We start from the raw sequence: 25,124 nt of genomic DNA, 5'->3' as shown, positions 1-25,124 counted from the left end.
GTATGATATCAATATTCAATTATAGAAAAGTTTGACAATTTTTTAACAGGTTAAATGTCTAAATTTTAACAAGGAGGGTATTATATGAAAACTCTAGAAGAGTTAAAAGCAATCAGAGAAAAGATGCAGGGTCAGGTTGGCTTACGTTCTGAAAATAACAGCCAGACCAGAGTTGTTGTCGGAATGGCTACCTGCGGTATTGCAAGTGGTGCCAGACCCGTATTAACTGCTCTTTCCGATGCTGTTCAGACTAAGAATTTAACTAACATTGCAGTTACACAGACCGGTTGTATCGGTTTATGCCAATATGAACCTATCGTTGAAGTATTTGAACCTGGTAAAGATAAAGTTACCTACGTTAAAATGACACCGGAAAAGGCTTTGGAAGTTGTGGAACAACATCTTATCCGCGGCCAGGTTGTCAGCAAATACACCATCAGCTCTGAAGGGAGGATTTAAGACATGTTTCGTTCACACGTTTTAGTTTGCGGTGGTACCGGATGTACTTCTTCAGGAAGTCAAAAAGTAATCGACGCACTGCAGGCAGAAATTGAAAAAAATGGCTTAACCAAAGAAGTATCAGTCGTTCAGACAGGCTGCCACGGACTTTGTGCCTTAGGCCCTATTATGATAATATATCCGGGTGCAACCTTTTACTCCATGGTTAAAGTAGAAGATATCCCGGAAATCGTTTCAGAGCATTTATTAAAGGGAAGGGTTGTTACCCGCCTGTTATATAATGAAACAGTTACCGATGACGGTATTAAATCTTTAAATGAAACTGATTTCTATAAAAAGCAGCACAGAATCGCACTACGTAACTGTGGTGTAATTAATCCGGAAAATATTGAAGAATATATTGGTACCGGCGGTTATGAAGCTTTAGGTAAAGTTTTAACCGAGTACACTCCGGATCAGGTTATCCAGACTCTTTTAGACAGTGGCCTTCGCGGACGTGGGGGCGGCGGTTTCCCTACCGGTTTAAAATGGAAACTTGCAAAAGCAAACGACGCAGATCAGAAGTATGTATGCTGTAATGCGGACGAAGGTGACCCGGGTGCATTTATGGACCGTTCCGTATTAGAGGGTGACCCTCACGTTGTATTGGAAGCTATGGCAATTGCCGGTTATGCAATCGGTGCTTCCCAGGGTTATATCTATGTTCGTGCTGAATATCCTATCGCTGTTGAACGTCTTGAAATTGCCATTGCTCAGGCAAGAGAATACGGCTTATTAGGTAACGATATCTTTGGTACCGGATTTAATTTTGATATCGGTTTAAGACTTGGTGCCGGTGCTTTCGTATGTGGTGAAGAGACCGCTCTTATGACCTCCATCGAAGGTAACAGAGGAGAACCTCGTCCAAGGCCTCCGTTCCCTGCCCAGAAAGGTTTATTCGGTAAACCAACCATTTTAAATAACGTTGAAACTTATGCTAACATTCCACAGATCATATTACATGGTGCTGAATGGTTTGCAGCTATGGGTACCGAAAAATCCAAAGGAACCAAGGTATTTGCTCTTGGTGGTAAGATTAAAAATACAGGTCTTGTTGAAATTCCTATGGGAACTACTCTCCGTGAAGTTGTGGAACAGATCGGCGGCGGTATTCCGGGCGGCAAAAAGTTCAAAGCAGCACAGACCGGCGGTCCTTCCGGCGGATGTATCCCTGCGGAACATTTTGACATCCCCATCGATTATGATAACTTAATCGGAATCGGTTCCATGATGGGTTCCGGCGGACTTATTGTTATGGATGAAGATAACTGTATGGTTGATATTGCAAAATTCTTCTTAGAGTTCACAGTAGATGAATCCTGCGGTAAATGTACACCATGCCGTATCGGAACAAAACGTATGTATGAAATGTTAGATAAAATCACAAAAGGTCAGGGAACTTTAGAAGACCTTGATAAGTTAGAAGAACTTTGTTACCATATTAAAGAGAATTCTCTCTGCGGTTTAGGCCAGACTGCTCCAAACCCTGTATTATCCACACTTCGTTACTTCAGGGATGAATACGTTGCCCATGTTGTTGATAAGAAATGTCCGGCGGGCGTATGTAAAGCATTACTTTCCTATGTAATCGATGCGGATCAATGTAAAGGCTGTACCCTTTGTGCAAGAGTATGTCCAAACGGAGCGATCGAAGGCAAAGTTAAGGAAGCTCATGTCATTCATCAGGATAAATGTATTAAATGTGGCGCTTGTATGGAAAAATGCCGTTTTGGTGCAATTTCCAAAAGGTAACACCAATTGATTATTTCTTTAAGGAGGACAATAATGGAAACCGTAAATATTAAAATAAACGGTGTAGACGTAGCTGCACCAAAGGGTTCTACAATTCTTGAAGCTGCCAGAATAGCACACATCGACATTCCTACTCTTTGTTATTTAAAAGAAATTAATGAGATTGGTGCCTGTCGTATATGTGTTGTAGAGGTGAAAGGTGCAAGAAGTCTTGTGGCATCCTGCGTATATCCGATTAACGAAGGTATGGAGGTATGGACCAACACACCTAAAGTATTAGATTCTAGAAAGAAAACTTTAGAGTTAATCCTTTCTGATCATGATAGAAAATGCTTATCTTGCGTAAGAAGCGGTAACTGCGAATTACAGAAGTTAAGCAAAGACCTTAAGGTTGAAAATGAAAGTTTATATGACGGCGAAACGAATCAATATGAGATTGATTATACAGCTGCTCATATGTACCGTGATAACAATAAATGTATCCTTTGCAGACGCTGCTCCGCAGTTTGCGAAAAAGTTCAGGCTGTCGGTGTAATCGGACCGAATGAACGTGGATTTAAAACAACCATTGCATCTGCATTTGATATGGGACTTGGTGAAACCAGCTGTGTATCCTGCGGTCAGTGTATCGCCGTATGTCCTACCGGAGCTCTTTCCGAAAAAGACAATACGGACGAAGTATTTAAAGCTATTGCAGATCCAACCAAACACGTTGTTGTACAGACAGCTCCATCCGTTCGTGCAGGCCTTGGTGAACCTTTCGGTCTTCCCATTGGTACCAACGTGGAAGGCAAAATGGTTGCTGCTCTTCGCCGTTTAGGTTTTGACAGAGTATTTGATACTGATTTTGCAGCTGATTTAACAATTATGGAAGAAGCTCATGAATTCTTAGACAGAGTTCAAAACGGCGGTGTATTACCTTTAATCACTTCCTGTTCACCAGGATGGGTTAAATATTGTGAACACTATTTCCCTGATATGACAGAGAACCTTTCCAGCTGTAAATCCCCTCAGCAGATGTTCGGTGCTACTACTAAGACTTATTACGCTGAAAAAATGGGCATTGACCCGAAAGATATCGTAATGGTGAGTATCATGCCATGTACCGCTAAGAAGTTTGAAGTTGGCCGTGACGATCAGGATGCAGCAGGTCTTCCGGACGTAGATATCGCTCTTACCGTAAGAGAACTTGCAAGGATGATTGAACGTGCTGGTATTAATTTCACTTCTCTTCCGGACGAAGAATTTGATTCTCCTCTCGGAATGTCAACCGGAGCAGGTGTTATCTTTGGTGCAACCGGCGGTGTTATGGAAGCGGCACTTCGTACTGCAGTAGAAACCTTAACCGGTGAAGAATTAAAGAGCTTAGACTTTAAAGAAGTCAGAGGTATTGAGGGAATTAAGGAATCTACTTACAATGTAGCAGGTATGGATGTTAAAGTTGCTGTTGCTTCCGGTCTTAAGAATGCAAATGAACTTCTTAACAAAGTGAAATCCGGCGAAGCAGAATATCACTTCATTGAAATCATGGGATGCCCCGGCGGCTGTGTAAACGGCGGCGGTATGCCTCAGGTACCTGCAAGTGTTCGTAACTTCAATGATATCAGATCTCTTCGTGCGAAAGTTCTCTATGATTTGGATTCTTCCATGCCATATAGAAAATCCCACGAAAATCCTGCTATAAAAGAATTATACAGCACTTACTTCGGTAAACCGGGCAGCCATAAGGCTCATGAAGTTCTTCATACAACTTATGTAAAAAGAAGTGTAAACTAATCTTATAAATGAAAAAGTCTTTTAAGACTATTGAAGTCCAGGGAAAACACCCTGGACTTTTCTTTTATTTCCGCGAAAGCAAAGTGAGAATAAGCTAGCTTGCTTGCAATAATTCCAACGCGCACGCGAACCGAAGAAACTCCCAAAAGGTGTTTCATTCGGTTTCTTAATCTCTAATTCTTTCTGATATTAGATTTATCCTTAAAAAGCTGAAAACGTCCATTCTGTTTGAATCAAAGACCGCACGCTTCTTCTGTCTTCCCTTATCCGAATGATATAACATCAACTGTTTGGTATAAATTAAAATATATTTTACCTGTCATGTTTTACTATCAAACTAATATATTTAAAATATTACATTGACAGTCACAGTAGTATGATATATAATGCCAATATGGAGGTGTTAATATGAGTGAGAATAAGATTACATCTGACCTGTTGCGCGGGCATACCGATACAATGATTTTAAGGCTATTATCCGAAGCTGACCGTTATGGTTACGAAATTGTCAAACTGATTGCGGAACGCTCAGGCGGCGAATATGAATTAAAGGAAGCTACGATGTACTCCAGTGTCAGACGGCTTGAGGCAGACGGTGATATTGAGTGGTATTGGGGTGATGAATCTCAGGGCGGACGGCGCAAGTATTTTAGGATTACCGAAAAAGGGAAAGCTACTTATACAAGTAACAAAGACAATTGGGAATACGCAAAGCGCGTACTTGATAACTTATTATAAGGAGATGATGATATGAATGAGAAATTAATAAATTATTTGAATGTCGTTTTTGCACCTTACGATGGGGTGAAAAGTGCCGCCGAACTAAAGGCTGATCTACTCTTAGATTTACAGGAACGCTTTAATGAACTTAGGGCCGAAGGCAAAGATGATGAAACGGCTTTTCAGATGACCATCGACAGCATTGGCGACATTGAGCAAACAGTACAGGATGTTGCAAACCTCTCCCGCTCCCCGGAAAGTCAGGTATTGATAAACTTAAGTGCAAGTAATCTGCCAAAGAGTGACTTCGCCGGTGTTATCGCGCGCAACGGAAAATTTACAGCGAGCGCACTGCGCGGCTCCGACTTTTCGGGTGCAGATCTGACCGGCAGCTCATTTAAGAGCAGCGATGTACGTGAAGCTAATTTTGACGGCGCAAATCTAACTGACTGCAATCTCTCTACCCTCGACCTTACGGATGCAAGCTTCAACAAATCCAACCTTGTACGCACCAACTTCAGCATGTCGGGGCTAATCGGGACAAAATTCACAGGTGTAAATCTAACTGATGTCAAGCTAACCATGACCGACCTTAGAAAAACGACCTTTAAAGGATGTATCTTCAACGGGGTAGACTTCAAATATTCCGACCTGACGGGAATGTGCCTGGATGGGCAGACCTTTATTGGCGTCAAGTTTGACAATGCGGCACTGAACAACGTTACTTTTAGGGACGCTACACTCAAGAATGTATCTTTCCGTGCACCGTATGCCTTGACTAAAAAATATTACCGTGCCATCAAAACCATCTGCTTTGACGGAGCCATGATGGATAAGCTGACCTACGCTTTACTCAAAGGCATGGCGGCCGATTTGTCAAAGGTTACCATCATTTAATTTTGTCTGGCTTTGCACCAGCATATAAGGAGTGAAGAATATGCAAAACAAAGCAATTGAAGTGAAAGGACTGCAAAAGTCCTACAAGAAACTTCTGGTTCTAAAGGTCGTGGATTTTGAGGTAAAAAAAGGCAGTATTTTCGCCTTGCTCGGTTCCAACGGTGCGGGCAAAACAACGATTGTCAAAATTCTAACCACGCTGCTGAAACCGGATAACGGAACTGCCGCCGTAGGCGGTTTTGACGTTGTGGCAAAGCCCGATTATGTGCGTCAGTCGATTAGTCTGACCGGGCAATTCGCCGCTGTTGACGAGATCTTGACCGGGCGGGAAAACCTCATTATGATTGCCAAGCTGCGCCACCTCATAAATCCCCGGCAGGTCGCGGATGATTTACTGAAACGCTTCGGCCTGACCGATGCCGGAAGCCGCAGAGTTTCCACCTATTCGGGCGGTATGCGCCGCAGACTCGACATACCCATGAGCCTGGTAGGAAAACCGCAGCTCATTTTCCTCGACGAACCGACCACCGGGCTTGACCCCGAGGCGCGCATTGAGGTTTGGAAGACTGTCAAAGAGCTTGCTAATAATGGCACGACGGTATTTCTGACTACACAGTATCTGGATGAAGCGTTTTCCTATCCTCTTCTCTTCCTGCCATTTATTAGCTCGGCCTTTGTACCAACCGCTTCTATGCCGGCACCTGTTCGCGCTTTTGCCGAAAACCAACCCGTCACCTCCATCGTTGATGCGACACGTTCTCTGCTCACCGGGCAGCCTGTCGGTAATGACATTTGGATCGCGCTCGTTTGGTGTTTGGGCATTGCAATTGTCGCGTATCTTGTCGCAATGAGGGCTTACAAACGCAAAGCCGCTTAATATTTACTGGGTTCTGTTATGTGTTTACTCCATCATTATCTTTAATAGCGTGATTAAAAAGCGGTTCGACTCTTCCTGATATAATACTTCTTTTGCATAGGATGGATCGTCGGTAATTACATTATCAACACCAAGTCGTTTCATTCTCTCCAGTTCATTTTTAGAATTAACCGTCCATACATGTATTTCTTTACCGGACTTATGTACTTCACTGCTTACAGTTTTGGTAACGAGATTGGATCTTATACTAAAGAAATCAATAATATCATCTGCTAAATATCCACGGTATATTTGATAAGTTATATAACCGGTACGAATATCCGGATCCAAAAGTTTTACCTTTTCCAGAGTTGGGAGATTGGTTGAGCTGATGACACACTGCCATTCCATTTCATATTCCTCGATTAAGGCTACCACCTTATCCTCCAGCTCTTCCTTATTCGTGTGGAACTTTAAATCAAGGTTTAAGTTGACTTTTCCTTTGCATAAGTCAAATACTTCCCCTAAGGTGGGAATAGGTGTACCGATATAAACTTTATTTTTCCAGCTTCCTGCATCCAGAGAAGATAAATCTGAATAATTAACATCCCAGATATTCTTATTTAAGCCGGTAGTCCGTTTTAAGTTACTGTCATGAAGTAAAACCAATTCTCCGTCTTTTGTCATTCTGACATCAACCTCAATAAAGTCTGCCTGCTCCTCAATCGCTTTTTCAATTGCCGGCAACGTATTTTCAGGAACATCTCCGGAAAATCCCCTGTGAGACGTGACCTTGATCATATCCAGATTCATATAATCCAGTGGTGAACCGTTTCTGATAATATCAAAAAAGAAATAAAAATTAACCAGTATAAATATAGCAATCGTAACCTGAATTACCGTTTTATATGATCCAACACGGATTACAATATAATCCGCAGAATGATCAATATTTATATTTTCGTTTAATTCCAGCTTATATTGAAAAAACAAATGGGTGAAAAGTGCAAAATTAGCTGTTGTATTTATAGCAAAGATCCCTACGATAAAATAGCCGTTCATCTTATCTATCATTGTCAGAAAAGTTGCAAACGCCAGACTCTTATCCGGTATTCCACTAATAAATATTGCGGTAATTGCCATTGTAAAAATAAATAATGCTAAAACTGCAAAACCAATACCAATATTCCAAATTAAGAAATACATCAAGGTACGAAAAGACTTGGTTTTTTTCATATAACCCTGATTTATGGAATCACAATATCTACTGTCTGTTTCTAAATCAAACTGATTTGCATCATCTTTATTGTTTTCTTTATTAACTTTATTCTCTTTATTTTCATTATCTCTGCTTAATTTCCTTTTATCCCTCCGGGAATTAGCAGAAAATTTACCCTCAATTAAAGAATATAAAAATAAAAACAACCTCCGTATCATAAACCAGCTAAGAACAGCGATTATAATTACTGCCACTGGTACGGCTAAAGGTTTATCCCATATATTATCAGCTAAAAAACGAATAAACCGGACTCTTTTCATAACAAAAATAAAAAGAGGAAGATTTGATAACAGTGTAATAAACCACACCATCGGCAGTAAAGTAAATTTTCTTCGGATGAATATAAAAAGAAGTTTTTTATATGATAAAAGCAATACTCTGAATTGATATGGTTTTTCATCATTTTCAATCAGTGTAAAAAATGTAATGAGATAACAGGCCTCCAATAATAAAAATACCCCTATTACAGCAAACAAAAATATTAATAAAATCAAAATAAGGGGATTTAATAAAAAATAACCGAAGTTCTTTATGGTTACATAACTGTAGCCTGTTAAAGATAGTGCTAAACGGTATAGTAATGAAATAAACGGAGTTAACAGCAATATAGATAAACCAATTAATAAACCTTGGCCGAAAAACAGTGAAATGCTATGCTGAACTAATAACTTAAGGGTATTTGTAAAAATTCTTCTATTATTAAATATTCTATTACTTTTTCGTTCTCGATTATGCAGCATAATTTAAGTCCTTTTCTTATCATTCTAATACTTTTTATTATGTAAATCAATATAATAAAATATAGAAATGGACCAAGCTGTCTATTGAATATCAGTTTAGATCATTGGATTCCCTAACAAGTGGGATGCGTATTCATAATCCTTTTTTGATACGTAAATATAATATTCCATCGAAAAATCGCGATTGATGCCAAAATTACCGCTTCTTACAAGCCCCTTATTATTCAAATTAATTATTCTGTAATCATATTTTATATGGTTCGCTTTTAATATATCTCTTACATCTGCCTGCATTTTTAAAGAAAAACCATGATATATTTCTCTTCGGTTCCAAAACCACATAATTATTAACCTCCCTTAAAAAACAAATACCCCTGTTACGTTAACCTCATTTCAGTTATATATATCCTATATTAAAACTAAGTCTCTCTTTCGTCAAGAATTTAAAATGAGTAAACAAGACACAAGATCATTGTTTACCCATTTTTTAATCATATCTATGTCAAGCAGCCGAATAAAATAAGTGCTTTTCAAAAAAGAAAAATATAAGGTATAAGAGTTTCGGTTGCGGATTGTTGTAGATATGTATCTCTTATTCCCTTACATTTTATACATTATTATATTCAACCATATAAGTTATGTTCCTGTCAAAAAGAGTTTTTTTATAGCTTTAATTGTAGATTGGAAAAGGCAAACAATAAAAAAGGCTGATCTCATAGAGGGCAGCCTTTTAGTAACGTTTTTTTAATTAACCGCTGTTAAGCTTGCTTGTTGTTTATCTTAAATACAGCATAGGATTGACTGTTTTGTCATTCTTTAAAACCTGAAAATAAAGATTGCTGCCTTCTACTGTAAAATATTTAGTAGGTTTTGCTACAACACCTATTTCCTGTCCTTCTTTTACCATATCCCCTACTTTAACATTTAAATCATCAAGCTGACCATAAACAACACTGAAACCATTTCCAAGAGAAACTGTTACGGTGGTACCTGTTTCATCTTCCTTTGTAATCTTTGTTATAACCCCTTTTGCTGCACTAAGTACCTTAGTACCAATTTCAGCATCAATAATTACGGCAGGATTTACACGAAACTGCTCTAATGTTTCATAATAAACAACCCTGTCTACGCTGTAGTCCATTAAAATATTACCGGTTACCGGCCATAACAGACCATCATCCGTATCAAAATACAGGGAATCCGGCGTCATAACCTCTTCCGATTCTTTCTTTGGTTCAGAAGAAGCTGTCTTTTCAGTTGCATCTGCCGCATCTTTCGTTGTTGCCGCATTTGCCGTTTCTTTCGTAGTAGAATCTGATTTAGTACCATCTTGTGCATCTGTGGGGTTAGCAGCAACACTTTCTGGGTCGTCTTCAGCATCAAATTCTAAAACGCTGCCATCCGTTACCGGCTCAGTGATATCACTCTGGGTATTCGGATTGGATTGTGCTACCTCAGTCTTACTAGTGCCCTCTTTATTATTAGCAGCAGTTGACGAGGCCTGGTTATTAACAGCCGGTGGGTTCTGGGTTTGGTTACTGTTGTCTTTATCAGCTACATCTGAAACAATCGGTTCATTTAAATCCACCAAATTGTTACCTTGATCTTTGTTTGATGTCTGATTTAAAGCCACCATAGTAATCGCTACAATTGCCAAAGCACCGACACATAATAACGCATAAAAGCTCTTGCTTTTGAAAAATTCAGCTAAGCTATGTTTTTTCATTATTATCACCTCTAGATATATTTTCACCAGAAATGATAGTTTTATTCATTGATAAAAATGTAGAAACAAAAATCTATCAAAAAACATTCTTCTTTTACCCAATTTTTCTTGCAGATGATACTTAAAATACTTTAAAAAATCCATAACCAGCTTAAGTTCTTCCGTTTTTACTTCATATTCCCCGTATCTGACACCCATATATACCGTTACAATACTTAAGAAACTGGTATGGTTAAAATTAATTTTATCACCGATTTTCGTTGCATAGGAAAGCAGAGTTTCATCTGAAGATATACGAAAACCTTCTTTATCCAGATAGTGCAGGATTTCTGCCAGGGTTAGTGATAATTTTAAATTATCTGACGCACTCTTAAATTTCTTACCATATTTTCTTACTAATATTCCATAATAAATTAAAATAATACCGATAAATAAAATTAGAATACTAACCAGAATTCCAAGTACGGGAAGCACGTAACTTTTTTTGTTAACCTTATCGGATTCCTCTGCTCCTGGTGTATTCCCGTTAACCAGGCCTTCATTATAAGGAGGCACACCGGTGATTTGGGGAATGGTAACACCGGAATCGTGATATGGGTAATCGGAGTTATCCTCCGCCCAGAGGGTATACCGTCCTGCATAATACAAAGGTGTTGGTTCAAACGGTATCCAGCCGATTCCTTCTATATAAGCTTCGACCCAGGAGTGGGCACTGCTGCTTAAAACCTTATAGGTATTGCTGCTGTCCGGATTTTTATAATCAACTACAAATCCCTCTATATAACGGGTCGGTATATCTAAACATCTTGCCAATACACCCATTGCCGATGCAAAATAAGTACAATACCCCTTTTGCTGTTCAAATAAAAAGTAATCAACAAAGTCTTCCCCTTTTGGCGTCTTATTTATTTTGGTGGTATAAGGCAATTTATTTAAATAAGCCTCGATTGCCTTTAATTTATCGTAATTATTATTCAGGCCTCTGGTTAAATCAAAACTAAGATTTCTTACCCTGTCCGGCAGGTTTTCCGGCAGGAGGGTATATTGTTTTTTTATCTCCTGGGATCGGCGGAGTAAATCGTTTTTTAACCCAATTATATCAAATTGACTGCCCGAAGTATTATAATCAAAAATATCTTTTGCGGCTTTATTTATGGCATATTCTGATACCATATAATCTGTCTCTTTTGCATTTCGAAGCATTTCCTGTAATCGTTCACTGCTTAGATTAAGTTCATAATATTGGACCTCATATTTAGTTCCCACTCCTTTTGCTCTGTCATAAAGAAATGCACCCTGGTAGGTTTCGTTGTATTTAACAGATTTATTAAAATTTATCTGAAAGGTTTTTAATGGATAGAATAGGGATCTGGTTCTAATATCATAATACTCAATGTTATAACTCTTCTTTTTTACTAAATTAGTTAAATCTCTGCCCGCTTCTTCTTCCCTGGCAAAGGCATTCAGCAATTCATAAAAGTCATAATAATATTCTTCATGGCTATATTCCTTTTCTGCCTCACTTCTTTCCCACTTCCGTCCTGTATAAATGTCATTGATAGAACCAACTAAATAACCTTTCGCCGTACTTTTACTCTGTGTCTTGATCTTTAGGGCAGTTACATTATTTATATTTATGTCACCGCCAAGTTCACTCTCCTCCTCCGAGTAACCTGAAAAATTAAGGGTAAATTCCGACCCTGTCCGATCAATAAAATATTGTAACTGAGTCATTAATAGTGAGCCTTTTTCCTCCATTTTATGCATAAGGTCTATAACTCCCCTCCATTGTATCGGTTCAGCATGGGAGGGGAAAGAAACTGATAATATAGCTATAATAAGACAGGCAGGTGCCAGATAAATAGTAGCTATACTGTTATTAACCCTATTGCTGTTTCTATTAAAAAGCTTTCCGCAATATTCGGCCAATTCGGTCAGATCATAAAAGATAACAATTCCTACGGATATTTTAGGAATATTTATTTTATAAACTGCTGATAGAATAAGTAAAACAAATAATAAAACAGAAACAATGCTTTTTACCCGTTTAAACCGGTGCAGAATATAAGTAAGTATACTGCCGGCCAGTAAGATACCTGCGCTTACAGCCAGGGCACATCCTCTGTCATACAGTTTTTCATCCCCATTATAAATAAGACACCACTTATAAACCTTATCAATCCCATTTATGTAATTTATTTGAAAAAATATACTGATAAAGATACCTACAACAAAAAGACCAAATAGAGAAAAATAGGTGGCCAGGTTTTTTTTATATTGATCAAACAGATAAATCAACCCTAAAAATATAACACATAGGAACAGGTTAAAAATGGTATAAATTCTTAAATGAAATAAACTATTTAAAAAAACACCAAATGCCAGAGTAATAAGAAAACTGTTAGTTACCGTCAGTCTTCGGGAAACAGCAGTATTTTCGTTCATGCATTTAATACCTCCAAGGTTTCATCCTCTCTTGTGACTAATTTGACTGTAATACCGGAAAGTTTCATACTTTTAATAATTTCTTCCTCATCGGGATTCACTTTATCCCGAATAAGCAACAGGGATAGCTCACTGCCATTCTCCGAAACTTCAAGTATAGATTTATATAGTTTAAAATCCAAATTGTGGGTAATTAGAATATAAAAGCTGTTCTCTCCCGCATAACTTTTACTTTCCCCAAGTATCTCTTCTAATGGAACCTGTGCATTGAAATGTATTTCAATGCACCTTTTGTAAAATAAATCAAAATCTGTTTTCCCCCGTATAACATCTGTTTTTAAACCTGACTGCTCATAATAAATCCTCGCATCGGTTTTATTATCTTTACAATAATTTGCTATCGCTAAAGTACTTTCAATAATCTGATCTTCTATTATAACCGTAGTTAAGTCATCTTCATGAATTGGCCTTAAATCCATTAGAATAATAACTTCTGATTTTGGGTTGGTGATGTAATTCCGGCTGAACAATTGATTTTTCTTTGCGCTTAATTTCCAATGTATCTGTTTTTTACTATCACCGGTCTGATATTTTCTGGTAACAATATCCATGGCATCCTGCTCAGCGTTATGAAGCTGGGGAGAATTTTTAACATCCCTTTTAACCGGTGCAATTCCTAACCTGGATATTGGAACAACGCGGGGAAGAACAGTTACTTTTAATTTTGAAGCAATTGGGTATGTTATTCGAAATAAATACAAATAATCGATAATATCTACCGTATTGGCTCCTACACAATACTCTCCCCGGTAATTACAGCGAAGCTTCGTTTCCATTTTCTCTGCTTGACCGGGTAAAAGGCAATAATCCTTAATCTCTTCCCCATTCCATATGGTAGATTTATCATGAAGGAAATTAACCTTAACGCTTCTGAAAGTAATATAATCTTCATTGGCAATGGTAAAAGAATAGGGTATTAATTCTCCTTTTACCAATACTCTTTGCCCGATTTCCTGATAAATCCGAAACCGTAGGTATACATAATAGGTGTATATCAATGATATGACCGGGATACATAAACTCATATAAAAAAGAGCATACGAAACATTTCCCCCAAAATTAGAGGCAAAAATTCCTGATGCTATTATCAAAATAAATAATAATAAACGGTTAAAAAACATAAAAATACCTTCCTGCCTTATTTTATATTTTATACGATAAAAACAAATCAGATTTCTATGCTTATTCCGGTTTTTATTACTGATTCAAAGCGGGAAGTATAGGGACACGGAATTTAGCAATAATTTTAGCTAATACTTTTTCAGAAGTTTGTTTATTCAGTCTGGCTTCCGGAGATAAAATCAACCTATGCCTGATAACCGGGTGAATTACCTTTAAAATATCATCCGGTATACAATAATCTCTTCCAGAATAATAAGCAGCAGCCTGGGAGGCACGGATAAGTGCCAGAGTCGCCCTTGGACTGGCACCAAGGGTTATATTTGTGTCATTCCTTGTACCATCCATTATCTCAATAATATAAGAAATTAAATCTTTATGTATTTTTACGTTTTTAACTTCTTCCTGCATGGCAGCTATGGTTTTTCCGTCCGTAACAGGTTCCAGGGATTTTAACGGACTCCTCCTGATATAATAATCTGCCATACGTTTTTCGTCCGGTATACTTGGGTAACCGATGGATAATTTCATAAGAAAACGGTCAAGCTGTGCCTCCGGGAGATTATAAGTACCCAGATAATCAATGGGGTTCTGGGTTGCAATTACCATAAAAGGATCGGGTAACGGATATGTCTTACCATCCACGCTGATTTGTTTTTCTTCCATGGCTTCTAAAAGACTGGCCTGGGTTTTAGGTGAAGTACGGTTAACTTCATCTGCTAAAATAATATGATTCATGATCGCACCGGGAGTGAATTCAAATTTTCCCGTCTGCATGTTATAAACTGATACACCTGTAATATCACTGGGTAGTGTATCCGGTGTAAACTGAATCCGGTTAAATCCGCAATGAATGGATTTAGAAATAGCATTAGCCAACGTTGTTTTCCCAACACCGGGAACGTCTTCTAATAAGAGGTGACCTTCTGCCAGTAAGGTTATCATAGCAAATTCAATTACCTCTGTTTTACCCACAACAACTTTTTCAATATTCTTTACAATATCCCCGATTACATTTTGGTTTTGCATATAACCTCCCAATAAAATTTACTTTTTTATAACATACACCTTCTCTTTTTCTAAGCCCGTTCTTTGCCCTGGGATTTCTCTTTTTAGGGTTTGTTATAATATTATCATACCACTTCACAACCATTTGTCAATTACTTCCACTTAGGTCCGGTATATGTTCAGTTAAATTGGTTTTACCAGGATACAAAAAAGCTGTGATATTCAAACTTCTTAACTGATTACAGTTACAGGAGTTTTTATCACAGCTTATGCACCTTTATATTTTTATACCGTTATTCTTACCTTTTTTAACTTCCAGATATCCCGGACATATTCTTCTATGGTCCTGTCTGATGAAAATTTGCCGCAACGCGCTGTATTTAATAAGGCAGCTTTTGCCCACTTATTTTTATTGCCATACGCCATTTCAACTCTTTTCTGAGCTTCTTCATAGGACCTGAAATCCTTTAGAATGAAATACTGATCCGCTCTATCTCCACCTTTTGCTTCTAATAAGGAATGATAGATTTCACGGAAGAGTTCCTTATCCTCTCCTGAATACATTCCATTTACCAATTGGTCCACCACCAGTCTGATATCCTCATCCGTATCATAAATGTCCCTTGGATTATAACTTCCGTTCAGCTCGTATGCAATTACTTCTGAAGCAGATAAGCCAAAAATAAAGGCATTTTCGGAACCGACCTCTTCCACAATTTCAATATTGGCACCATCCATGGTTCCAAGGGTCAGAGCACCGTTAAGCATAAATTTCATATTGCCGGTACCGGATGCTTCCTTACTTGCAGTGGAGATCTGTTCTGATACATCTGCTGCAGCAAAGATTAACTCTGCATTTGATACTCTGTAGTTTTCAATAAATACAACCTTTATTTTATCTTCAATGGATTCATCCCTGTTGATAACTTCAGCCACACTGTTAATCAGCTTGATAATTGCTTTTGCCCTGCTGTAGCCGGCAGATGCTTTTGCTCCGAATACAAAGGTCCTTTTTGTAAATTCCATTCCGGGATTTTTCTTTAGCAGGTTATATAAATGCATTATATGCAGAATATTTAAGAGCTGGCGTTTATATTCATGGAGTCTTTTTACCTGGATGTCGAAGATAGAATCCGGGTCCACATCAATATTATTATGTAACTTAATGTACTCACTAAGTCTGACTTTATTACGATACTTTATCTCCATAAATTCTTTTAAGCATTCGTCATCTTCTATATAAGGGTACAATCGGTTTATTTGAGATAAATCAGTTATCCATCCGTTTCCGATTCTTTTTGTAACCCATTCGGCTAGAAGCGGATTTCCGTGGAGCAGGAACCGGCGTGCTGTAATTCCGTTGGTTTTGTTATTAAATTTATCCGGATACAGCTGATAAAAATCCTTTAACTCCTGATTTTTAAGTATTTCAGTATGAAGCTTTGCCACTCCGTTCACGGAAAAGGAGCATATAATAGCTAAATGTGCCATTCGAACCTGACCGTTATATAAAACAGCCATTTTTACTATCTTATCCTGATTTCCCGGATATATCCCACGTATTTCATTGATAAATCTCCGGTTAATTTCTTCGATGATCTGATAAATTCTGGGTAGTAATCTGGAGAATAAATCGATGGGCCATTTCTCCAATGCTTCCGACATAATGGTATGATTGGTATAAGCGCAGGCCTTACCTGTAATTTCCCAGGCTTCCTCCCAGCTTAAGTAATATTCATCCAGTAGGATTCGCATTAATTCTGCCGTGGTAACAGTCGGATGGGTATCATTTAACTGAAAACATACTTTTTCAGGTAGCTGTCTGATATCCGTATGCTTTTCCATGTATTTTTTTACTGCTCTCTGAACACTTGCAGATACAAAGAAATACTGCTGTTTTAACCTGAGTTCTTTCCCTGCATAATGATTGTCATTAGGGTAAAGTACTTCACATATGGTTCTGGCCAGATTCTCCTGCTCCACTGCTTTCCCGTAATCTCCCTTATCAAAGGAATCCAGGCTAATAGTATTAATAGCTTCCGCATCCCAAATCCTTAAGGTATTTACTATATGATTGCCATATCCGATTATGGGAATATCATAGGGAACAGCCAGAACAGATTGATAATTCTCTTGAATGAACCGATCTCTGCCCTGTTCGTCACGAATCATTTTAACATATCCCCGAATTTAACTTCCTGGGCATATTCAGAGCGTTTGATTTCGAAAGGATTACCATACCTTAACCAGTTATCCGGAACTTCCACCTGAAATCCATTTTCAATTTTTTGCTCAAACATACCGTATTTGTATCGGATTCCACAGCCATAAGCAGGATACCCCAAAGTTGACAGAGAATCTAAAAAACAGGCTGCCAGCCTTCCTAAACCACCGTTACCAAGGGCGGCATCCGGTTCCTCATCTTCTATTACATTAAGATCAAAACCCAGTTCTTCCAATGCCTGCCGTATTTCTTTCTCGGCTTTTAAATTAATAATGATATTACCCAATGCCCGCCCATTAAAAATTCCATGGATAAATAATATACGGTTTTTATATCTTCCTCTTCATAGGTTTTATGGGTAGCCATCCAATTTCCTATAATTATATTCTTAACAGAATAGGCTACACCTTGAAAAATCTGCTGTTTGGTAGCCTCCTGTAAGGACTTGCGATAAAGTAGTTTTACATAACCCTCCACATCTTTCTTAAATTCTTCTTTATTTAAGTCCGGCATAATCATTCTCCTTCCGTCAATATATTTCCATTTTTTACAATATTACCTCCATTATATAATAGGAGCTCTATATTGTACAAGTGGTTGCCATAAGAAATTAATCGAATGATTGCAAGCAAGCTTGCAAATTCTCACTTTGCTTTCGCGGAAATAAAAAACAGATAGCATATACTTAAAGCTATCTGTTAATTTATTATATATTTTCTTCATTTCCGGAAGTTCTGGTAAGTCTCCTGTATACCCTGGAGATCTTATACCAGGTCGCGAAATCAACGGTACCGCTTACAGGTAAATTAAATATTTCCTGAAAGTCACTTACCGCTGCTGCCGTTGCCTGCCCATATGTCCCATCTACCTCAGGAATGGTCATCGCCTTATATACATCAGATATAATAATTAATTGATTCTGGACATGTTGTACCTCAACCCCCGTTGAACCAAGGGTTAAATCCGTTCCAGGCCAAAGCATATCTACTCCTTCAATAATATTTGATGTATTTATATAGATTGTATCCCCATAAAAATAACGTAATATTTCAATAGCTGAGAATCCACTGGCACCAAGGCTTTTTGACTGCCATAAGGACATCATATTAGGACAGGTTGCAAGTTCACCCCTGCAGGTCTGCGTTAATATCGGCTGAATAATACCCGGTCTGGATAGATAATTTAAGAATATATTATCAACTGCCAGACTGATATTATTAAAAATGTTTCTTCCGTAAAACCATTTTTGATCAAAGGCAACAGTTGAAGTTATATCAAAATTATATCCCCTGTTAGGATACCAATTTGTATATATCCTGTTAAGCGAAAAGGAGATTGCCACCAAAATATAAGCGAGTATTGCTTCTTCCGGCCAGGTAGCATATATTACACTGGATACCACGCTTTTTATATAACTGACATATTCTACTTTATAATTTCTCGCCGTAATATTACCTGGTATCGCATTGTGGACGGTAATAAATTCCGGTATCACCACCGGTTTTGCATTATCACCTTCTGCATATTCTTTTACTTCATCTTCATAAACCTTTGGCGTATAGGTACCCGCCAAATAATTTGGGTCAATCGTGATTACAATCATGTTATTACCTCCCGAAACCAAAGGAGGCATTTTAACAGGTTGTATGGATTTTATAAGCGGCAAAACATGAGCACTATTTATCACTACAGTTTGATATCCCTCCGCTGTCACAACTATGATATATTCTGTATAGGGCTGTAATTGTGCCGGCTCAAGGCTGTATTCAACCGGAGGTGCACTTAATTCGACTTCCGGAGTTCTTCCCGATATGTCCGTAATAAGACTCTCTATAACAGTAGCAGGCTCTCTTTTGTTAAATATCTGGATAACAGCGCCTTCTATCGGATGGGCATTTAATTCACTAACCACTTGAATTAGCATTACCCCTATATTTCTAACACCCATTTGTGTTGGATATATAATTTTATTCCTTTTCGTCATCTAACCTCCATACATAGTCCGGTTTAAGTATATATTTATAGTTATATATGCTTAATTTCAAGAAAAGATAACTAATAAGAAGATAGTAGCGAAGCTGATTTAGACTACGAAGAGGTTTGACCGCTTTGGTCGCCGAATGCAGCCATGACGTTGACATCTGTCTTTTGTATTCCTGCATCCTCCGGGGAATTTTTGTCTCATAGAACTTACCTATGAAACAGAAAAAAGGGTTGCTGCAAATCTTAAAACAACTAAACTTGCTTTCGGAATAGATTGATAATATCCTCCTGCAAGTCGTTGTATTAAGAATTTTACAACAACCCCTAAGTTTTTATTCTATAATTTTACCACACCAAGGGTTACATTTTCTCCATTAATATTCCAATCTTTTATGAACCCGTCAGTCTCACCAAGGATAAGCTCTTCGGCCAATACTTCTGCTTTAATTTCTTCTGAATTTCTTTCAAAGATAGCTTTAATAGTATCATTTCCGGTTTGATATACTTTAATGTGATCCATAACTTCAAAGCCGGCATCTTTTCTCATCGTCTGGATTTTACTGATAATTTCTCTTACAAATCCCTCTTCGATGAGCTCATTGGTAAGTTTTGTATCCAGTACTACGGTAATACCTGAATCAGAATCGGATACATAACCCTCCGTCTGTGCTGCTTCAATTAACAGATCTTCCTTTTCAAGCAAAGCTTCTGATCCGTCTAAGGTTACTTTCAGGCCTCCGGTTGCATTAATCTCATCCATAGCCTTATTGCCATCCAGTTCAGATAAAATCTGACGGATCTGTCCGATCTGTTTACCGAATTTAGGTCCTAACGTTTTTAACTGGGGTTTAAAGCTGTAAGAAGTAAAGTTTCTTACATCATCCGTAAAGGTTACCTCTTTTACATTCAGTTCTTCTTCTATGATTTCCTTATAGAAATCCGGTAACCCTAAAACTTTATTTCCAGCTGCATCCGCATAGGTATCCTCCGATTTAACATACATCATACCGATTGGCTGCCTGTTTTTGATGTTAGCTGCATTACGGCAGGCACGGCCTAGTACAACAATATCCAATACAGCTTCCATATTTTTCTCAAGTTCTTTATCGATATATTCCTGTTTGTAAGCAGGATATTCACATAAATGGATACTTTCCGACGCTGATTTATCAATATTAACCACCAGGTTGCGGTAAATATCTTCTGTCATATAGGGAATAAAAGGTGCTGAAACCTTAGCAAGGGTAACAAGTGCCGTGTAAAGAGTCATATAAGCATTAATCTTATCCTGCTCCATCCCTTTTGCCCAGAAACGTTCCCTGCTTCTTCTTACATACCAGTTACTCATTTCATCTACAAAATCATCCAGGATTCTGGCAGCTTCTGTGATGCGGTAATTCTCCAGATTTTCATCCACGGTTTTAATAACGGTGTTTAATTTGGATAAGAGCCATTTATCCATTACGGTTAACTTATCATATTCTAAGGAATATTTGGTCGCATCAAATCCGTCAATATTAGCATACAGTACAAAAAATGCATAGGTATTCCAGAAAGTACCCATGAATTTTCTCTGGCCTTCCGTAACGGCTCCGTTGTGGAAACGGTTTGGAAGCCAGAGGGCACTGTTAATGTAGAAGTACCAACGGATGGCATCTGCACCGTGTTCGGAAAGTGCATCAAAAGGATCTACCGCATTTCCTTTGGATTTAGACATCTTCTGACCGTTTTCATCCTGAACATGACCAAGTACGATAACATTTTTAAATGGTGCCTTATCAAAGATTAAGGTTGATATAGCAAGTAAGGAGTAGAACCATCCTCTGGTCTGGTCAACCGCCTCACTGATAAAGTCAGCCGGAAAATTATTCTGGAACATTTCTTTATTTTCAAATGGATAGTGCCACTGGGCAAACGGCATGGAACCAGAGTCAAACCAGCAGTCAATAACCGGTTTCACACGGCGCATTTCCTTGCCGCATTCCGGACATTTAATAGTTACGTTATCAATAAAAGGTCTGTGTAATTCAATATTCTCCGGACAATTATCCGACATGGACTTTAACTCTTCTATACTGCCGATGGCATGTCTGTGTCCGTCTTCGCATTCCCAGATATTAAGAGGAGTACCCCAGTAACGGTCACGGCTGATACCCCAGTCCTGAACATTCTTTAACCAGTCACCGAAACGTCCCTGTCCGATGCTTTCGGGCATCCAGTTAATGGTATTATTATTGGCAATAAGGTGTTCCTTTACCTCTGTCATCTTAATGAACCAGGATTCCCTTGCATAATAAATAAGCGGTGTATCACATCTCCAGCAGAATGGATAGCTGTGCTCAAACTTTAAGGTTTTAAATAGTAAACCGGTCTGGGCCAATTTCTTTATAATACCCTCATCTGCTTTTTTACAGAACATACCGGCAAAGTCAGTAACCTCCGGTTTCATTTCACCTTTCGCATCCACTAATTGTACAAAAGGAAGATCATATTTACGTCCTACGTTAGCATCATCTTCACCAAATGCAGGTGCAATATGAACCACACCGGTACCATCGGTTAACGTAACGTAATTATCACAGGTTACATAATAAGCTTTCTTATCCGGTGTAGCATAATGAAATAAAGGCTCATATTCCTTATATTCCAAATCGGTTCCGATATAAGTTTCTTCTATGATATAGATACCATCAATAACGGAAAGCAGTGCTTCTGCTAAAATATATTTCTCAGTTTTAACGGATACTTTATCTTCTCCTTCGCTGGTTTCTTTAATAATATCACCTTTGGCATTCAGTTCTACAGAAACCTTTACATAAGATTCATTCGGATTCACACAAAGTGCCACGTTTGACGGCAGTGTCCAGGGTGTAGTGGTCCAGGCTAAGATATATTCATTTTCGGTACCTTTTATCTTAAATTTAGCTATTACGGATTTTTCCTTAACATCTTTATAACCTTGTGCTACTTCGTGGCTGGAAAGCGGGGTTCCGCATCTTGGACAATATGGTACGATTTTAAAACCTTTGTATAATAATCCTTTTTCCCAGATCTGTTTTAATGCCCACCATTCAGATTCAATAAAATCATTATCATAAGTTACATATGGGTTCTCCATATCAGCCCAGTAACCAACGGTACCTGAGAAATCTTCCCACATACCCTTATATTTCCATACACTTTCTTTACATTCATGAATAAATGGTTCCAGTCCGTATTCTTCGATTTGTTCTTTACCATCTAAACCTAATTTTTTCTCTACTTCCAGTTCCACCGGAAGTCCGTGGGTATCCCAGCCTGCTTTACGCAGTACATTATATCCCTTCATAGTACGGTATCTCGGAATAATATCCTTAATTACCCTGGTTAATACGTGTCCGATATGAGGTTTTCCATTCGCCGTCGGGGGCCGTCATAGAAAGTATAGTTTTTGCCGTTTTTTCTTTCTTCAATGGTTTTTTCGAATATCTTATTATTTTTCCAAAACTTCAGTACTTCTTTTTCTCTTTCCACAAAGTTAAGATTTGTAGACACTTTATCGTACATTTTATTTCCTCCTTTATAGTTACTAACAAAGAACAAAGAGTCTGGCTTGCCAGACTCCGGCGTTGACGCACTGTCACTTCAGTGACAATCTTACAATGGACATTATCCATTTGCATTTTCATGCGCATCCCGCAAACCGGGCTTTTTTATAAATAGAAAATTTTGAGAAATTCCTATTTAATAAAAAAGCTCCCATCCATAAACAGGATGAGAGCATATGTGCTTCATTGTACCACCTATTTACATACGATTCCATTTGGTAAAAGTATCCGCCAAAACAGAATATAATATGCTTCCATATAACGGTGGAAACCGGCTCGGCTTACTTTGTTCATAAAAAATAAACTTTCAGCTTACAACTTGGGAGTGATTTTCAGAAATCTGCTACCGGTATCAGGCTTTCACTATCCCCGACTCGCTTTCACTTTCGCTAAATTGGATTCTTACTCTCTCCGTCATAGTTTTTATACTAATTATAAAATTTATTATTTTTTATAATAGTATATTATTTTTTAAATGTCAATCCTAATTTTTCATATCCAGTTGATTCTGCTCCATCTGCATGGAAGGATATAACATCTGGTCAATAATAGCATTAATTCCTTTTACGTCTATTTTTTTGTTAATACCCTTTAAAAACTTCTGAATATCGGTACTGGCCATATAATCTTCCATTTGGGTTTCCATATCATAGATTTTTGCTGATTTATCCGGTAATTTAAAATCTTTATAATCAATTATCTTAGAGTCTATCAAAACTGATACCTGATTCTTTTCATATTGTGCAAAATCCATTTTCATGGTCTGTCTCTTATCTTTACCGGTACAGTCCACAGCGATACTCATACCTGATAAGAGATTTCCTGTTATTGTGAATTTACCGTTCATATAGCTGGTGTAACTGTCACTGGTATATGAAAAGTTATCTAATTTGATAAGGAACTTATCCGGCACAGGTGAAGTACCATCATTTAGAGCTAATTGAATATCTCCGGTTACTGCTTTTCCTTCTTCTTTTAATCTTCCATCTATTGCATACTTTTCATCGTTATTTGGAGTATACCATGCTTCAAAACCTATCTCGGAATCTTTTTTAGCAGATACATAACCTAAGAAAGATGTTCCCGGTTCCGTATCATAGGTAAAATTACGGGCAATAATATTTCCGTCTGCATTCACCCAGACATTCATTACCAGCACTTTGTCCTCAGTATCAGCTTTGGATTTTTCATCTGTAATTTGTACTAAGGCTGCATTTATGACATTGGTATAATCTTGTTTTGTACCAAGTTTAAATTTTACATATAAATCAGCCAGTTCTGTATCGGATTTCGCTGTCTTTAAAACTTTTTCAGCAATGTCTAACTGCGTTTTTTTGGTAATTTGTACAGCTGCTTTTGTTGCAACTTCATTGATTCCGGATGCAGTAACATTATCATTGATTACACTTACGTCATTTAAATCTTCTACTAAAATAGATGTGTATTTAACTAACAGCTTATTTAATGATTCTTCGGAAAGTGGATTGTTATATAACAGATCCATAAGTTCTTTTGTAGTAAAAGGCATCGGAGTCTGATTAGATACCCCGTTTGCTGGATTCATAGATAATTTAAGATAAGCTTTGCTTAATTCAGGAATTAAGATATACTCTAATTCTTTATTAATATCTACATATACATCTAATTTTGTAAATTCCTTGTCATTCGTAAAAAGAGAAATTTCAGATTTTGCTTTTTTATCCGTTTGCATGGACTTAATGGCTGCTTTTACACTATTAAGACCTTCCAATCCCATAGATGAAACTATGCTGGGATCGATATCGGCTTTTACCGTAACTTCTGAACCAATTCCATTTTTTGCATTCTTGTAATTGTCAAGGCAAAGTCCATAATACTGGGTTATGGCATCGATTTGTTTCTCTAAGTTTGCTTTTTCAGCACTCTGGTAATAATCCGCAGAAGTCACGGTTGTTTCGGTTGTCTCAGCATTCGCTTTAACCGCTGTAGGTGCAACAAAGGATAAAACCAAAAGAGCGGCCGTTAACATAGCTGTCCCAAAAACCCTCGCTAAACAACGGAAAGTTGCTTTGTTATAGGAGCTTTCTCTGCTCCTTTGCTGTACTTTAATTAATTTTGTATCATTTGTACTTAGTAAATCGTTTGTAGAGTGTTTGATATTTTTTTGACAATCTGACATGATAATCCTCCGCTTTTTTTATAATTATATTTTAGGAATAAAAAACCATTCCTATAATCGGATGCACGATGCAAATCCACACCTTTTATCAGAAATTAGAAAACCAGCTTCTGATAAAAATTTATAGGAGCAAAATATCCGTTCCAGTAGCCTTATGCACAGCCAAAAAGCACCGCTTTTATGGGAAAACAAAAAACTTCTTCCGATAAATTATATTATAGGAACTAACAATTATTTCTATTTCTCTAATCATAACAAATTTTACTATTTTCGTCAATAATCGATACTGCCTAACT

General features: G+C 37.7%; 14 protein-coding genes and 2 pseudogenes. 6 read left to right on the top strand and 10 right to left on the bottom strand.

The window, feature by feature from the left end; translation table 11 throughout:
* Window positions 1-84: 84 nt before the first annotated feature.
* The 6 genes from Ana3638_RS06225 (at window position 85) to Ana3638_RS06200 (ending at window position 6,520) form a co-directional block, all read left to right on the top strand.
* Window positions 85-459: a (2Fe-2S) ferredoxin domain-containing protein gene (locus Ana3638_RS06225; protein WP_161837254.1), complete on the top strand. Its 375-nt coding sequence runs from the start codon at window positions 85-87 to the stop codon at window positions 457-459.
* Between the two features lie 3 nt (window positions 460-462).
* The gene (gene nuoF / locus Ana3638_RS06220; protein ID WP_161837253.1) at window positions 463-2,250 is read left to right on the top strand and encodes an NADH-quinone oxidoreductase subunit NuoF; all 1,788 of its coding nucleotides are present in this window, start codon (window positions 463-465) and stop codon (window positions 2,248-2,250) included.
* A 33-nt stretch (window positions 2,251-2,283) separates the two neighbouring features.
* Window positions 2,284-4,026 (top strand): NADH-dependent [FeFe] hydrogenase, group A6, encoded by a 1,743-nt coding sequence (locus Ana3638_RS06215; RefSeq protein ID WP_161837252.1) that lies wholly within the window; start codon window positions 2,284-2,286, stop codon window positions 4,024-4,026.
* A 408-nt stretch (window positions 4,027-4,434) separates the two neighbouring features.
* Window positions 4,435-4,764, top strand: coding sequence for a PadR family transcriptional regulator (locus Ana3638_RS06210; protein WP_161837251.1), 330 nt, complete (start codon window positions 4,435-4,437; stop codon window positions 4,762-4,764).
* A 12-nt stretch (window positions 4,765-4,776) separates the two neighbouring features.
* Window positions 4,777-5,643 (top strand): pentapeptide repeat-containing protein, encoded by an 867-nt coding sequence (locus Ana3638_RS06205; protein ID WP_161837250.1) that lies wholly within the window; start codon window positions 4,777-4,779, stop codon window positions 5,641-5,643.
* 40 nt (window positions 5,644-5,683) lie between these two features.
* Entirely contained in the window at window positions 5,684-6,520 is an 837-nt protein-coding gene (locus Ana3638_RS06200; RefSeq protein ID WP_246240827.1) for an ABC transporter ATP-binding protein/permease, read from the top strand.
* A 24-nt stretch (window positions 6,521-6,544) separates the two neighbouring features.
* On the opposite strand, the gene Ana3638_RS06195 is transcribed toward Ana3638_RS06200, so the two are convergent.
* The 10 genes and pseudogenes from Ana3638_RS06195 to Ana3638_RS06150 all read right to left on the bottom strand — a co-directional run bounded on the left by Ana3638_RS06195 (window position 6,545) and on the right by Ana3638_RS06150 (window position 24,828).
* Entirely contained in the window at window positions 6,545-8,518 is a 1,974-nt protein-coding gene (locus Ana3638_RS06195; RefSeq protein ID WP_161837249.1) for a glycerophosphodiester phosphodiesterase family protein, read from the bottom strand.
* Between the two features lie 96 nt (window positions 8,519-8,614).
* The gene (locus Ana3638_RS06190) at window positions 8,615-8,860 is read right to left on the bottom strand and encodes a hypothetical protein (RefSeq protein ID WP_246240825.1); all 246 of its coding nucleotides are present in this window, start codon (window positions 8,858-8,860) and stop codon (window positions 8,615-8,617) included.
* A gap of 433 nt (window positions 8,861-9,293) precedes the next feature.
* Complete coding sequence (locus Ana3638_RS06185) at window positions 9,294-10,244, bottom strand: M23 family metallopeptidase (protein WP_161837248.1); 951 nt, start codon at window positions 10,242-10,244, stop codon at window positions 9,294-9,296.
* A gap of 45 nt (window positions 10,245-10,289) precedes the next feature.
* Window positions 10,290-12,689, bottom strand: a complete 2,400-nt coding sequence (locus tag Ana3638_RS06180) for a transglutaminase-like domain-containing protein (RefSeq protein ID WP_161837247.1) — start codon at window positions 12,687-12,689, stop codon at window positions 10,290-10,292.
* Window positions 12,686-13,870 carry a DUF58 domain-containing protein gene (locus Ana3638_RS06175; RefSeq protein ID WP_161837246.1) on the bottom strand — a complete coding sequence of 395 codons (1,185 nt, stop codon included), beginning with the start codon at window positions 13,868-13,870 and terminating at the stop codon, window positions 12,686-12,688. Before Ana3638_RS06175 ends, Ana3638_RS06180 begins: the two co-directional genes overlap by 4 nt.
* Before the next feature lie 76 nt (window positions 13,871-13,946).
* On the bottom strand, window positions 13,947-14,897 hold the full coding sequence (locus Ana3638_RS06170) for an AAA family ATPase (protein ID WP_161837245.1): 951 nt from the start codon (window positions 14,895-14,897) through the stop codon (window positions 13,947-13,949).
* A gap of 264 nt (window positions 14,898-15,161) precedes the next feature.
* Window positions 15,162-17,613: pseudogene (locus Ana3638_RS06165) on the bottom strand (glycogen/starch/alpha-glucan phosphorylase).
* Between the two features lie 193 nt (window positions 17,614-17,806).
* Entirely contained in the window at window positions 17,807-19,084 is a 1,278-nt protein-coding gene (locus tag Ana3638_RS06160) for a peptidoglycan-binding protein (protein ID WP_246240823.1), read from the bottom strand.
* 336 nt (window positions 19,085-19,420) lie between these two features.
* A pseudogene (gene ileS / locus Ana3638_RS06155) lies at window positions 19,421-22,629 on the bottom strand (isoleucine--tRNA ligase).
* Between the two features lie 525 nt (window positions 22,630-23,154).
* Window positions 23,155-24,828 (bottom strand): hypothetical protein, encoded by a 1,674-nt coding sequence (locus Ana3638_RS06150; protein ID WP_161837244.1) that lies wholly within the window; start codon window positions 24,826-24,828, stop codon window positions 23,155-23,157.
* Between the last annotated feature and the right edge of the window lie 296 nt (window positions 24,829-25,124).

Origin of the sequence: Anaerocolumna sedimenticola (assembly GCF_009931695.1) — a bacterium.
Lineage (GTDB): Bacteria > Bacillota > Clostridia > Lachnospirales > Lachnospiraceae > Anaerocolumna > Anaerocolumna sedimenticola.
This window is presented reverse-complemented; position numbering and strand designations above follow the sequence as displayed.